This is a genomic window from Pseudidiomarina terrestris (genome assembly GCF_030466405.1).
Taxonomy (GTDB): Bacteria; Pseudomonadota; Gammaproteobacteria; order Enterobacterales; family Alteromonadaceae; genus Pseudidiomarina; species Pseudidiomarina terrestris.
In genome coordinates, this window is the sequence record NZ_JAGGJF010000001.1 from 95,492 (window position 1) to 109,555 (window position 14,064).

The following is a 14,064-nucleotide window of genomic DNA, read 5'->3' on the forward strand; positions in this document are numbered from 1 at the left end:
GTTAATTCACACTCACTCGTATCGCCGCGGCCACTGCAAAAGGCGCCAACAGCAAGGTTAATAGACTTAAGCCTGCTAATAGTAACACTTGCGGCCAGGCAGCTGTACCCATTAGCGCCGCCTCTACCGCACCCGTTGCGAAAATCAGTAACGGAATGAATAACGGCAGCAGCAGCAAGCTCAGGAGCGCGCCCCCGCGGCCAAGGCTCACGGTTAGCGCTGCGCCAATTGCCGTCACCGCGCTAAGGATTGGTGTGCCGACCACCAAGGTCGCCATCAGCGTCAGCCATCCTTCAGCAGGTAGCTTCAGTAATAAGGCACAAAGAGGCGCGAGGATCACCAGCGGCAAGCCGCTCAGCAGCCAATGCACCACGATTTTTGCTCCTGCCAGCAGCGGTAATGGTTGGGGTAGCAGCGTTAACTGCTCCAGCGTGCCATCGAGAAAGTCATCGCGAAACAAACGCTCTGAACCCAGCAGCGCTGATAACAAAGCGGCGACCCAAATCACACCGGCGGCGATACGCCCCAATATATCCGGACCGGGCCCCACAGCCAGCGGGAATAAGCTCACCACCATAAGAATAAATAACAGTGGATTCAGCACATCACTGCGGCGGCGCATGACCACCATCAGGTCACGGCGCATGACCGCAGTAAAAGCTGCCCAGTTGGAGGTATCGTTCATGCGTCACCGCCAGTAATGCGCAAGCGTTGTAGCCGTGTCGGGGTCCAGGTTAAGAGCTGGTGCGAGGTCATGATGATGGCACCTCCTGCCGCCGTATGTTCGGCAAAGCGCTGTTGCAGCAGTTCAATACCATCGGTGTCGAGCGCCGTAAAAGGCTCGTCCAGAATCCATAAAGGCACATTGGAATACCATAGCCGGGTCAATGCAATGCGTCGCTGCTGGCCTGCCGATAACTGCCCTGCCGGCACGTCTTCAAGCCCTAATAAGCCAACCGTGGCAAGTAGCTGCCAGGCGTCATCTATGGCGCATCCGCACAGCTTGGCTTGCAGAGTGAGATTTTCAATTGCGGTGAGTTCGGCCTTGATGCCGGCCTTGTGCCCCATAAACAACAACTGGTTGCGCCAGTCATGGTCGTCAGCAGCATCGGGAAAGAATTCAATTTGTCCTGACTGCAACTGAACCAGACCGACTAAGGCGCGTAGCAATGTGGATTTGCCGGCGCCATTGACGCCTTCGATGTGCAGCACATCACCACGCTGCACGGTGAACGAAAGATCCGAGAATAGCGCACGGCCGGCGCGTTGGGAGGACAGTTGTTTAGCTGTTAAGAGGGTCGACATGATGAATAAGTACGACTACCGAGGCAACGTTAAATTGCCCCGATAGTAGCATAACTTAACCGCTGAAGGATCAGTTTATGCGCATTTCCGTGTTTTGTGTCACGTTGGCGCTAATCGACTGCACTGTGAAACTTGACGGCTCAAAGGTTGTGTTTGGCTGAGTACTGCCAAATGAAATCGTCAGGCTGGTGCCAGCGCGAATACCTTCGCAGGAATAGCCGGTGGTATTGGTGTTGCCAATGGTCGATAACGAACAGGTCACATTCGGTTCGGAGGAGTTCACGACCACATCGCGGAAGTCATTTGATTTACAGGCTTCCCAACTCGCACTATTCCCTTTGACTTTATAAAACAGGCAGTTAATTTCGCCGGTAATCGAGTAGAGCTCGACATTGTCATCCGTCTGCGCGATCACGGTCGCAGCAAGCGCGCTGGTGTAGTTGATACCGCTGTCGTCGGTGTGTATAGCGCCATTACCTAAGATACTGGCATTGCCCGCGGCGACGTCAATATCGACTGTGGTCGTGCCGCCGCTGACCGTCTGCAGGCGCCCGCGGCTGTAGGTGCCGTAATAGTTGTTCTCGGGGTCGACAATGGTCTCGATAGGCTCACTGGTGACGGTCGCGACGCCGGGATCCGATGACTGCCATTCCCCCAACAAGGTCAGGTTCACTTCATAAAAAGGAACTTTGGCTAACCAGTCGGATTCACCGTTCTGAATGGCGGTTTGAATTGCGGTCTGGTGAGCAGATGTCATCTGATCGAGGTAAATGGCGCGGCCAATCATCTGATAAGCGCCGGGCACTACCTCAATATCGCGATCAGCCGGCTGCGCCGGCAACGACTGTCCTAATACCAGCGCTTTAATCACTGCACGGACATAATTCGTGTAGTTGGAACTGGTCGCAGAGTTGACCAGATACTGCGAACTCATGACGCTTACTGCCTTGATATTCCAATCCGGGTAAGTGACATAATAACCATCTACACGACGCATGCGGCAGGACTCTTCATAGACATCGTCAAGTCCGGCCTGAACCAATACGCCGCCGGAATTGGTAAAGTGCCGATGATCGCCACTCGGTAAACGAAGGAAACCATTTTCCTGCCGGTAAACGTTGCCCGCCTGGTACATTTCATTGCTGTCGTGATGATCGCGACAACACAAGCTGCACAGTTCGGGCTGGTTGGTATCTGCTGGTACCCCCACCATTTTGGTGGTCGGCTGCACACCATTTGGATCAAGAACTAAGTAGTCGCCCTCAAGAATCAGGCGCGCCGGTGTTTTGCCGGTATCGCCCACGCCTGCAAACCGACAGGCACAGCTGACTGTGACAAAATCTTCAATGCGCTGGGTTTGCGTCGCCTCATCATAGGTCACCGTATTAAAAGTCACTTGCAAGCGATCACCTCGACGCTCAACCTGCGGCGTCGGCTTGGTGGTTTCTTTGACCTGATACTCTTGCGCACTGTCATCTTCAGTCAGCCGCACAGCGATAACTTCCGGTGCTGCACCTGGGTTATAGGTGACACTTGGCCGCTGTTGTGGACTCGGCTGCGTCACTGCCAGACCGCCATCACGCCCTTCCACACTGGTAAACCATGCGTCCAGAGTAAGCGACTCATTACCACCTGCACGCTCGGTCCAGCCGACCGTGACTAAGACTTCTTTTGCGTCCGGCTCTGCGGGTAGCGGGGTAGGAGCACTTGGATGACTTGCAGTCACCCATGTTCCGGAAACCAGATACTGATCGGTCGCCGTCCAGGCCAGGTTATAGGTCTTGCCTGCACGCTGTTCGGTGTCAGTACCCGCCGCCAGCGAGCTGAAGCGAGTAAAGCGCAGTTCTTCTATTTTCTCCTGCGCCATTTCCATGGCTGCGGTACGCTCGGTCGCGCGGGTCGATGACTGAATAAACATCCGTTGCAGACTAACCAAGCCCGCCACACCTATTGCGATAATGACTAACGCAACCAGCACTTCAACAAAAGTGAAGCCTCGTGCTTTATGTTTTAAAATCATGCCAACTACCTCCTACTCGGTACACGCGCCGAAACTCTTCATTCGTCTCCATGCTTTGGAGTACTTCTGAACTGTAACGGATGGTCAGGTTACCATTGGACAGTTTAGGGTCTTGGCTTGCCAGAATGGAGCCCTCAACAAAGGCTCCACCATTAAGAGTAATCTCGTACTGCGGTGGTGATGCCTGGCCCGGGGTGACGAACTGAAACACCATGCCATACAGGGTGACGCTCCCATTCATTTTAAAGTCGCCATCGTGCACAATAATCAGTGCTGGTGCGTCGGGTCTGCCAATATCGCCATTGGGTGTGTCACAGTCACCATTGATCCAGATGAGGCCGGTGGTATTTGGGCTTAGCGAATTGCAGTTATCAAATTCGTGATTGGCCATCGCCCGCAAGTCTTCCCAGTTTTCCTCCGGCACGCCAAATAAATAATCCAACAGGTCATCGGGAAATGCCGGATCAGCGTCGAGGATATCGATACCGTGATCACCACGCTCACTCAATGTCTGTGACTCACACACACCGTTGTCAAACTCCCACTGCCCACAGGTGGTACCGTTACCGTTGATATCCACATCATCCTTACTCCAAATCGATAAAGGCACGCCATCGCCGCCGCCATTCGGGTTGGCTGCTATCTGGAAACTACCCGACACGTTCACGCCACCGCGAATCGCTAGAGGAACAGTGGGACCACTACGAATCAAAGACATGGCGATCAACTCGATCGCTGCCCGCTGAGTAGCTGAGCCATCGGCAGAATTAGCCACGACCTGCACCTGGACCACATCTACATTACCGCGAGGTGTATTCGGATAGTTTACGTTGGTGATGGTGGCGGTATAGTTTGCGCCGCCAATACTGCTGTTAATAGTACGGTCAAGGTTATTACGATCTTTATCGATTTCCATGATGGTTTGCTCAAGCGCTGCGTCAGCGACAGTGCGAGCTTCCATCAACGCCATGTGGTTGCGCATAATGCGCTGTTCCTGCGCTTTAAACTTAGCAGTATACAAAGTCACCAGAATAATAATGGCCAACAGCAACACCGTCAGTGTTACCGTAGCGAACCCTTGCGGGTGATGTGGCAGTTGCTTAAAACGCATTTCGAATCACCACTTCTGTTGCTAAAACACGATTAATATCATTATCTTCTGGCATCGCAACCTGCAATACCACAGTGACCTGTTGCTCATTGACCAAGCTGAACATCTGCTCGGTCAAGGTAAAATCGAGATCCGTGACCTCAATCATTTCGTTGGTGGTCAGGTTCTGCCAGCCTGTCGCTGTGCAGCCCGCTGAGCTTTGCCGACGCTGTATTCGCCCTGCAACGACGCGATAGCCGAAAGCTTCCGAAGCACCGTCATGAACCCCATCGCCATCCGCATCGTAACTGAATAAAATGCAACTATTGAGCTCTTCACCGGCGAAATTGCCAATCACAATAGTATCGTTAAAGGCAACGCTGGCATTCGTCGGGTCATAGATGAGGGCCGCCGCATCCCCGCGATAGCCGGTGCGGCGCAGGTCCCCAACCATTAAGTCCATAATGGCAGTGGCCTCTTCCTGCAGCTGACTTAACTTTAAACTGCGGGCGTTCACGCCCAGGGTATTTGCGAATACCGCTGTCAACGCCGCCATCAGTAATAATCCCAGGGAAATGGTGATCATCAACTCAACGATGGATAAGCCCTTCTGCTGCCGCTTTAACATGCTGGATAATCCCCAATCTCACCGGACTGCTTACAATAACGGATACGGCCAAGTACGCTGACCACCACCCGAACTTCGGCTTCCACTGTCGCATCGTCCATCAACTGATAGCGGGCAGTACCTGCGTGCCCCTCGGCAAGACCGCGCATACCGTCAAAACGAGTATAGTCGCCCGCGGCAAAAACTGCATTAGCATCGACATTAGTATAGTCGCTACTATTGATTTGCCTTAACACCCCATTGATGCTGCAATCTTCGGTCAGGCAATCACAGTCATTGGTGGTCGCAACCGCTGCGCACCACTGTGTTGCGTTCTCGTCCCAGACCACAAAGCGATCCTCTGTGGTTCGCAATGCGTCCGAGCGGGCGTACTGTAATAACGCATAGGTATCCTGAGCAGCGCCTTGCAAGCGCATCGATTTGGCCAGACCTAACATCATAGGTACGCCGGCCCCGAGAATAATCGAAAGGATCAACAAGGTGACCAACAATTCAAGCAAGGTAAAACCACGGCGTGGAATTACTGAAAACTTCATAAGCTGTCTGCGCATTGCGTATTTGCCAAAAATAGCGTATCTATTAAGGTTAATAGTAACTAGAGTGTAGTTTAAAAAATCATCTTTGACGACAAGGCAAACAAATGCAAGCGAAATCTAACCAGCGCGGTATGACTCTGATCGAAGTAATGATCGTTATCGTCATTATCGGCATCATCGCGGCGGTTGCCTACCCGAACTATGTAAATTACGTTCGTGAAGCTCGTCGTGCGGATGCCATGGCACAGTTGCTGACATTGCAGATGGCAGAAGAAGAGTATCGATTGAAGAATACTACCTACGCCGATGTCGCTACTTTAGGTACCGGCGTAAGCAGTGATTATTATACGTTTTCGGCAACTAATATTGGTGCTGAGACCTATACGCTGACGGCGACCGCGACGGGCAGCCAGACCAATGACACCGGCTGCACGACCATTTCCATTAATCAAAACGACCAGAAAACACCCGCCGCCTGCTGGCAGCGCTAAGCTCGCTGGCAACTATAGTTCAACCACCCGTAATTCCGGTGGAATAGAAAAGGTGATGTTCTCTTCGCGACCACTGCGTTCACTGACCGTGTCGCCGCCCCATTGCTGCAACTGCCCAATGACGTTTTTCACCAACACTTCCGGCGCTGAAGCCCCCGCGGTTACCCCAACCCGCTCAACACCTTCGAGCCAGGCAGGATCAATGCAGCTGGCATCATCAATTAAAAATGCCCGCGTGCCCATTTTTTCTGATAGCTCACGTAAGCGATTGGAGTTCGAGCTATTGCGGGCACCTACCACCAGCAGCAGATCGACTTCCGCGGCAAGCTCGCGCACGGCGTCCTGACGATTCTGAGTGGCGTAACATATATCATCCTTGCGTGGCCCCTGAACCTCAGGGAACTTTTCCCGCAAGGCATCAATGACATCCGCAGTGTCGTCGACGGACAAAGTGGTCTGGCTCATGTAATGCAGCTGCTGTGGATTTTTCACTTCCAGTTTAGCGACGTCGGCCACCGACTCGACCAGATAAATGCCACCCTCTGCATTGGCATATTGCCCCATGGTGCCTTCCACTTCCGGGTGCCCAGCGTGGCCAATCAACACACATTCATGACCTTTGCGACTGGCCCGGGTGACTTCCATATGCACTTTGGTCACTAACGGACAGGTGGCATCAAAAACTTTCAGTCCGCGATTTTTGGCTTCCTGACGCACCGCCTGAGACACGCCATGAGCAGAGAAAATCACAATACTGTCGTCCGGTACTTCTTCGAGCTCATCGACAAATACAGCGCCAGCGTCACGCAGCGAGTCCACCACGTACTTATTGTGAACCACTTCGTGGCGCACATAAATCGGCGGCTCAAAAATTTCCAGCGCGCGCTCAACAATAGTGATCGCACGGTCAACGCCCGCGCAAAAACCACGCGGATTGGCTAGCAAAATCTGCATAAATACTCCAAAAGCCCGCACAACCGCTCATCAATAAACATTGGCGATTACGGATTAACTTCAATAATTTCAACGGCGAAACGTACCCGCTGTCCAGCCAGAGGATGGTTAAAATCTATGGTCACAAACTGTTCGTTAATGGAACGAACTATGCCCGGCAATTCAGTGCCATCGGGTTGCGGAAAGGTAAAGATTTGACCTTCCTCAGGCCGCTCCGCAAACTTTTGCGTCTCTACCTGATAGTAGTTGTCTTTATTGGGCATGCCAAATGCATCTTCCGGCGCCAGTTCAAACTCGCGCGCATCGCCAGCTTTTAAACCGACCAGACAACTTTCAAAATTTTCCGTCAGCGAGCCATCGCCCATCCGGAACTTGGCCGGCTTATTGGACATTTTGGTGCTATCGGCCACGGACTCATCTGCGAGCTTAATGGTAAAGTGCAACACCACCTCACGGCCATGCTCGATAGGAAGACGACTGATCATCCCTGCTGCTCCTGACGTTGTTCAAAGAATGCTTCGAGTAACATCAGCACCGCACCAATGGTAATGGCCATATCGGCCACATTAAATGCCGGCCAGTGCCAGTTGTCGATGTAGACATCAATAAAGTCGATCACATAGCCGTAGACCAGGCGATCGATGACATTACCCACGGCACCGGCCAAAATCAGTGAAAAAGCGAGGTTCTGACGCCACAAATTGGCGGGATTCCGCCGTAACCAAATCAGTAAGATAGCACTCACTGCAATGGCTAACAGGGTAAACAACCAGCGTTGCCAGCCACCCTGATCGCTTAGGAAGCTAAAGGCTGCGCCAAAGTTCTGAACATAGGTGAAGTTCAGGTACGGCATAATGGCCACGCTTTCGTAGAGATCGAAAACGCGGATCACCCACTGCTTGGTCACCTGATCAATGATAATTAACGCCAGCGATAACCACAAAAACTGCAGTCCGCTAATACGCTTTTTAAAATCGGCTTTTTGCTTAGGCAAAATGGCGCTCCTCACCAGCTCCGTCGACATTGGTTACACAGCGCTGACATAGCCCCGGATGCTCGGCAATAGTGCCGACCTCTGGACGATGGTGCCAGCAGCGTTCACATTTTTCATAGCTGGTTTTCGTAACTTTTACCGACAGACCAGCAACCTCTGTTGCCGTGGCATCTTCCGGTGCTGTATCTACCGCCTCCACGACGGCTGCTGAAGTCAACAGCACAAAGCGTAACTCTTCATCCAGACGCTGCAATTGCGCGGCAAGCTCAGGCTTAGCATACAGGGTCACTGTGGCCTGCAACGAGCCACCGATGACATCGTCGCGACGGGCTTGTTCGAGCGCGCGATTGACTGCATCGCGAACTTCCAGTAACTGTTGCCAGAAGGCATTGTCCACGGCACTGACTTTGATCTCCGCGGCATCACGATACCAGGCTTCGGTAAACACATACTCACTGCGCTTCTCGCCGGCACCATTGTGCGCTGGCAATGCCGTCCAGATCTCCTGGGCAGTAAAGCTGCAGATCGGCGCTAACCAGCGCACCAGCAGTTCAGCAATATGGTACAAGGCGGTCTGACATGAGCGCTGTGCGACACTGTTACGTTTCGCGGTGTACTGACGGTCTTTGATCACATCCAGATAGAAACTACCCAGCTCAATCGAGCAGAAGTGCATGAGTTTTTGCACCACGATGTGGAACTGGTAGTCGTCATAGTCACGTAGCAGCTCTTCCTGCAGCTCAACCGCACGCGCAACAATCCAGCGATCCATCGCCACCATGTCTGGCTCTGGCACCGCATGCTGGGTCGGATCAAAATCATTCAGGTTGGCTAATAAGAAGCGCGCGGTGTTGCGGATCCGACGGTAGCTATCTGCTGAGCGTTTCAGAATTTCATCAGAGACGGTCATTTCGCCCGAGTAATCCGTCGCCGCAACCCATAGCCGCAGAATATCGCCACCAAGCTTGTTCATAACTTCCTGTGGCGCCACCACGTTGCCGATCGACTTCGACATTTTCCGGCCCTGACCATCCACGGTAAAACCATGCGTCAATACCTGTTTATAAGGGGCTTCCTGGTACATCGCCACGCCGGTAAGTAGCGAGGACTGGAACCAGCCACGATGCTGATCAGAACCTTCCAGATACAAATCCGCCGGCCACTGCAGGCCAGGTGTCTGGTTCAACACGGCTTCATGGGTAACGCCTGAATCAAACCAGACATCAAGAGTATCGGTGACCTTGCGGTAGTCTTTAGCCTCATCGCCAAGTAACTCTTCAGGCTCTAAATCAAACCAGGCCTGCACGCCGTCTTTCTCAACGCGCTGGGCCACCTGCTCCAGTAATTCCAGGGTACGTGGGTGCAGCTCATCGTTATCACGACGGACAAAGACGGCAATCGGGTTGCCCCAGGTACGCTGGCGGGAAATACACCAGTCCGGGCGACCTTCCACCATACTTTCGATCCGGCTCTGCCCCCACGCGGGTACCCAGCGCACACGCTTGATCTGATCCAGTGCTTTACTGCGCAAGCCCTGCTTGTCCATGCTGATAAACCACTGCGGTGTAGCACGGAAAATAATAGGCGTCTTGTGGCGCCAGCAATGCGGGTAGGAGTGATTGTAGGCTTCGTGATGCACTAAACGGCCAGCGGCCAATAGCGCATCCACAATGTTCGGATTCGCTTTCATCACGTGCTGTCCGGCAAACAACGGGGTGTCGTCTTTGTAGACGCCGTTATCCGCAACCGGGTTGTACACTTCAATACCGTACCGTTGGCCGACCAAAAAGTCGTCCACACCGTGGCCAGGGGCCGTGTGCACACAACCGGTACCGGATTCTGTGGTCACGTGTTCACCAAGGATTAGCGGCACCTGAATGTCACTGTACAGCGGGTGATGAACCTTCATGTTTTCCAGGGTTTCGCCTTTGGCAAAACCAAGCTTGTGATAGTCATCAATGCCCCAGCGCGCCATCGCCGCCGTGACCAGGTCATCGGCCATGACAAAACGTTGCGCCGGACGCTCTTCCGAGGCTTCCACCTGCACCAGTGCATAATCCAATGACGGATGCAGAGAGATCGCGCGGTTTGCCGGAATAGTCCAGGGCGTCGTGGTCCAGATCACCACACTCACTTCGCCTTCACCGGCGTGACCCTCAGGGTGGTTAAAAACATCAACCAGTTGCTGTTGATTGACCGCAGCGAAACTGACATCAATCGCTGGCGAGTGTTTATCCTGATATTCAACTTCTGCTTCAGCCAGCGCTGAACCGCAGTCCGTACACCAATGCACCGGCTTAAAGCCCTGTTGCATATGGCCGTTGGCAATAATTTTACCCAGCGCCCGGATGCTGTCCGCTTCCTGCTTTGGATTCATGGTCAGATAGGGGTTGTCCCAGTCACCAAACACGCCCAACCGCTTAAAATCTTCCCGTTGCTGTTCCACCTGGCCCATGGCGTAGGTACGACACTTTTCACGAAATTCGGCAATCGACAGTTTCTTGCCCGGCTTGCCGTGTTTTTTCTCCACTTGCAGCTCGATAGGCAAACCGTGACAGTCCCAGCCCGGCACATAAGGCGCATCGAAACCACCCAGGGTTTTCGCTTTTACGATGACGTCTTTCAGAATTTTGTTGACCGCATGGCCGATGTGGATCTGACCGTTGGCGTAAGGAGGGCCATCGTGCAGAATAAAGACCGGCTGACCCGCTTTCGCACTTCGAATTTTGCCGTAAAGATCATCGGCATACCACTGTTGCAGCATTTGCGGCTCGCGTTGCGCGAGGTTACCACGCATAGGAAACTCAGTTTCCGGCAAGTTCAGCGTGTGTTTGTAGTCGGTCATTTCGTCGGTTCCTTTTGCTGGGCCCTGTTGGCCCGATACATCATTCTCTGGTTAGGATTTCGTCTGTGCAGTAACCTGGCCTCTGGCGTTTTCTGCGTCGCAGGCGATTTGCGCCTTCAGCTCAGCAAAATCACTGAACTTTTGCTCCGCCCGAATAAAGCGCGTCGGTGTTACTTTTAACTGCTGGCCGTACAAGTCACCAGCGAAGTCGAACAGGTGTACTTCGAGTTGCACCTGCTCACCATTTAGTGTCGGTCTGCGCCCAATGTTAGCAACACCTGGGTGCTCTATGCCATCCTTTGTTGCAACAGTCACGGCAAAAACTCCCTGCAGCGGAGAGCGCAGCCGTTTTAACTGAATATTCGCAGTCGGAAAACCAATGGTGCGGCCTTTTTTCTCGCCATGCACCACCCGCCCGTGAAACTCATAAGGGCGACCCAGCATGGCCGCCGCATCGGCAAAATCACCTTCACTGAGCGCCTGCCGAATCGCTGTGCTGCTCACGCGGCGCTGCTGCTGCCGATAACTATGGGTATCGACCACTTCAAAACCAAGTTCCGCACCTGCTTTTTGCAACAGGGCAAAGTCGCCCTCGCGGCCCCGGCCAAAACGAAAATCATCGCCGACCACCAGAAACTCAACGCCCAGTTGTGCGACCAGCACCTGCTCGATAAATTCCCTTGCCGGCAGGCTGGCAAACTTCCGGTTAAACTCAATCACGATATGTTGGTCCAGCACCTGTGCACGTAAAGCCAGGTGTTTTTCCCGAAAGTTAGTCAGCCGCGCGGGAGCCTGCTCGGGCTGAAACAGCTCTTGTGGCTGCGGTTCAAACGTCATCACTGCAGCCGCTACGCCTCGTGCCAGTGCTTGTTGTTTTACCTGCGCCAGCACCGCCTGATGGCCTAAATGCACGCCATCAAAGTTACCGATGGTCAGCACGCAACCGCGTTGCTCGCGAGAAATGTTGTGGATGCCACGAATTAATTGCATAAGACTCGAGGTTTGTATCAGGTACGGCGACCAAATGTGTTCAAGAAAGCCGCGATTATAGCAGGCTCGGCACGCCGCCACCAGAGAGGCGACCTGCATTTGCTAGCAAGCCGGAGCGATTAGCGAATCTTCACGCGCAACACCAACAAACTGACCAGGTAGAGCAAGCCCCCCGAACCGATCAACATGGCTAACTGCCAGACCCGGGTCATAAACTCTGCACTCAGCCACCAGTCACGACCCGGCAACAGGTACAGCAGTAGCGCAATCATCACCGCCACCGCCAGCGCCACCCTGCCCAGATAGGTAAAGGTGCCCGGATAACGCTGCAGTACCCCGTCCCGCCACAGGTTGTAGCCAAGTAGGCCAGCATTGACCGCGGCCGATAAGGACGTCGCAATCGCCAGCCCTACGTAACCATAAGGAATAGCGAAGATGACGTTGAAGACCATATTCAGAGCCATGGCAATGATGCCGTACTTCACCGGCCGTCTGGTGTCCTGCCGCGAATAAAAACCAGTGGCCAGTACTTTCACCAACATAAAGCTAAGTAAGCCTGAACCGTAAGCATACAGACTATAGGACGCGAACCTTGCGTCTTCAGGTGAAAACTCGCCGCGCATGAACAGCACCATTAGCATGGGCTCAGCCAGCACAATCAGACCCGCCATGGCCGGCAAGCCGAGTAACACAACTTTACGAATTCCCCAGTCCAGCGTACGGCTGAATTCATCCGCCGACTTATCCGAGTGCCGCGATGACAAGGCCGGTAAAATGACCGTCGCGATGGCAATGCCAAAGAGCCCCAGTGGGAACTCGAGCAGACGGTCAGAATAATACAGCCAGCTGATTGAGCCGGACATTAAAAAGGATGCGATAAAGGTATCCAGCAGCAGGTTGATCTGACTCACCGAAACCCCAAACAACGCGGGAATCATTAACTTGCGGATGCGGGTTACGCCGGGATCCCGCCATCCCCAGCGCGGCCTGACCAGCAGTCCGGCGCGTTTCAAAAAGGGGATCTGAAACAGAAACTGTACGGCACCACCGGTAAAGACACCCCAGGCCAGTGCATACTCCGGATTCTCTAACTGTGGACCCAGCCACAGCGCAAACACAATAATCGAAATATTTAAAAATACCGGGGTAAAGGCCGCAACGGCGAACTTGCCCAGAGTATTGAGGATCGAGCCGGCCAATGCGGTAAAGGTGATAAACCACAGGTAAGGGAAGGTTATGCGCAGCAGATCCGAGGCCAGCACGAATTTATGCCCCTGCGGGCCGTCATAATACCAATCCAGAAACCAGCCGGTACCAAATAGCGCGGCCACTACGGGTGAAGCTATTACCCCGACTAAGGTCACCAGGGTCACCAAGGTTCCTAAAGTGCCCGAGACCCGCGCGATCAGTAACCGCTGCTCGTCAATACTTTTGCCCTGCCGATACTCGCTCAAGACCGGTACGAAGGCCTGCGCAAATGCGCCTTCTGCGAACAAACGGCGTAAAAAATTCGGAATTTTATTGGCGAAGAAGAAAACGTCAGCGGCCGCCCCTGCCCCCATCAAATTGGCGATCACAATATCCCGCACCAACCCCATCACCCGCGAGATGAAGGTCATAGCGCTGACAATAATCCCCGATTTCATCAGTGACTTGGACAAAATAACCCCGTTTTTGTTGTTTTTTCGCGCACTTTTTTACCAGAATTCGGTATAATTGCTAGCGATTGTTTGGGTGATAATAAATGATTTTGGCACGATCGAATATAGCCAAATGCGTAAGTAACTGGTTAGGACTGCTCTGGCTGTGTTTACTGGCCACTGGCAGGTACAGGTCAATTCTAACGCGATTCAGGCTTGACTTTGATTCCAAAAACAGGCATATTCCCCGCCCTATTAAACCAATGCACACAGATAACGAATTTTAGGAGTTCACCTTGGCTAACATTAAGTCTGCTAAAAAGCGTGCGGTACAAGCGGAAAAGAACCGTCGCCACAACGCGAGCCGTCGCTCAATGATGCGTACCCAGTTGAAGAAAGTAATTGTTGCGATTGAAGCAGGCGATAAAGCCGCTGCCCAGCAGGCATTTACTGGCCTTCAACCGATTCTTGACCGTTACGCAACTAAAGGCCTTATCGGCAAGAATAAAGCTGCTCGTCATAAGAGCCGCTTAAACGCGAAAATCAACGCGTTGTAAGATTCCTTCCCGGA

14 protein-coding genes are annotated in these 14,064 nt (G+C 53.1%); 2 read left to right on the plus strand and 12 right to left on the minus strand.

Annotated features, from left to right (window positions below; translation table 11 throughout):
• Position 1: 1 nt before the first annotated feature.
• From ccmB to J6J34_RS00505, 6 genes are all read right to left on the minus strand, one after another.
• Positions 2 to 685: a heme exporter protein CcmB gene (gene ccmB, locus J6J34_RS00480; protein ID WP_301898287.1), complete on the minus strand. Its 684-nt coding sequence runs from the start codon at positions 683 to 685 to the stop codon at positions 2 to 4.
• Positions 682 to 1,305 carry a cytochrome c biogenesis heme-transporting ATPase CcmA gene (ccmA, locus tag J6J34_RS00485; RefSeq protein WP_301898288.1) on the minus strand — a complete coding sequence of 208 codons (624 nt, stop codon included), beginning with the start codon at positions 1,303 to 1,305 and terminating at the stop codon, positions 682 to 684. The genes ccmB and ccmA overlap by 4 nt, the downstream gene beginning before the upstream one ends.
• Positions 1,306 to 1,375: 70 nt before the next feature.
• On the minus strand, positions 1,376 to 3,325 hold the full coding sequence (locus J6J34_RS00490) for a prepilin-type N-terminal cleavage/methylation domain-containing protein (protein WP_301719774.1): 1,950 nt from the start codon (positions 3,323 to 3,325) through the stop codon (positions 1,376 to 1,378).
• A complete protein-coding gene (locus tag J6J34_RS00495; protein WP_301719773.1) occupies positions 3,309 to 4,436 on the minus strand; it encodes a pilus assembly PilX N-terminal domain-containing protein in 1,128 nt (375 codons plus the stop codon). Before J6J34_RS00495 ends, J6J34_RS00490 begins: the two co-directional genes overlap by 17 nt.
• Complete coding sequence (locus tag J6J34_RS00500) at positions 4,426 to 5,043, minus strand: PilW family protein (protein WP_301719772.1); 618 nt, start codon at positions 5,041 to 5,043, stop codon at positions 4,426 to 4,428. The genes J6J34_RS00495 and J6J34_RS00500 overlap by 11 nt, the downstream gene beginning before the upstream one ends.
• A complete protein-coding gene (locus J6J34_RS00505) occupies positions 5,037 to 5,579 on the minus strand; it encodes a GspH/FimT family pseudopilin (protein ID WP_301898289.1) in 543 nt (180 codons plus the stop codon). The genes J6J34_RS00500 and J6J34_RS00505 overlap by 7 nt, the downstream gene beginning before the upstream one ends.
• Before the next feature lie 104 nt (positions 5,580 to 5,683).
• Here J6J34_RS00505 and J6J34_RS00510 point away from each other — a divergent pair, with 104 nt between their 5' ends.
• A complete protein-coding gene (locus J6J34_RS00510; protein WP_301898290.1) occupies positions 5,684 to 6,070 on the plus strand; it encodes a type IV pilin protein in 387 nt (128 codons plus the stop codon).
• Positions 6,071 to 6,082: 12 nt separating this feature from the next.
• Here the strand turns inward: J6J34_RS00510 and ispH are convergent, their stop codons facing one another.
• The 6 genes from ispH to murJ form a co-directional block, all read right to left on the minus strand.
• Positions 6,083 to 7,024, minus strand: coding sequence for a 4-hydroxy-3-methylbut-2-enyl diphosphate reductase (ispH, locus tag J6J34_RS00515; RefSeq protein ID WP_301719769.1), 942 nt, complete (start codon positions 7,022 to 7,024; stop codon positions 6,083 to 6,085).
• 47 nt (positions 7,025 to 7,071) lie between these two features.
• The gene (gene fkpB, locus J6J34_RS00520; protein WP_418055170.1) at positions 7,072 to 7,506 is read right to left on the minus strand and encodes an FKBP-type peptidyl-prolyl cis-trans isomerase; all 435 of its coding nucleotides are present in this window, start codon (positions 7,504 to 7,506) and stop codon (positions 7,072 to 7,074) included.
• Positions 7,506 to 8,018 carry a signal peptidase II gene (gene lspA / locus J6J34_RS00525; protein WP_301719767.1) on the minus strand — a complete coding sequence of 171 codons (513 nt, stop codon included), beginning with the start codon at positions 8,016 to 8,018 and terminating at the stop codon, positions 7,506 to 7,508. Before lspA ends, fkpB begins: the two co-directional genes overlap by 1 nt.
• On the minus strand, positions 8,011 to 10,863 hold the full coding sequence (gene ileS, locus J6J34_RS00530) for an isoleucine--tRNA ligase (RefSeq protein ID WP_301898291.1): 2,853 nt from the start codon (positions 10,861 to 10,863) through the stop codon (positions 8,011 to 8,013). The genes lspA and ileS overlap by 8 nt, the downstream gene beginning before the upstream one ends.
• Positions 10,864 to 10,914: 51 nt before the next feature.
• Positions 10,915 to 11,853: a bifunctional riboflavin kinase/FAD synthetase gene (ribF, locus tag J6J34_RS00535; RefSeq protein ID WP_301898292.1), complete on the minus strand. Its 939-nt coding sequence runs from the start codon at positions 11,851 to 11,853 to the stop codon at positions 10,915 to 10,917.
• A 119-nt stretch (positions 11,854 to 11,972) separates the two neighbouring features.
• Complete coding sequence (gene murJ / locus J6J34_RS00540) at positions 11,973 to 13,514, minus strand: murein biosynthesis integral membrane protein MurJ (protein ID WP_301898293.1); 1,542 nt, start codon at positions 13,512 to 13,514, stop codon at positions 11,973 to 11,975.
• A gap of 275 nt (positions 13,515 to 13,789) precedes the next feature.
• Here murJ and rpsT point away from each other — a divergent pair, with 275 nt between their 5' ends.
• Positions 13,790 to 14,050 carry a 30S ribosomal protein S20 gene (gene rpsT, locus J6J34_RS00545; protein WP_301719762.1) on the plus strand — a complete coding sequence of 87 codons (261 nt, stop codon included), beginning with the start codon at positions 13,790 to 13,792 and terminating at the stop codon, positions 14,048 to 14,050.
• Positions 14,051 to 14,064 lie beyond the last annotated feature (14 nt).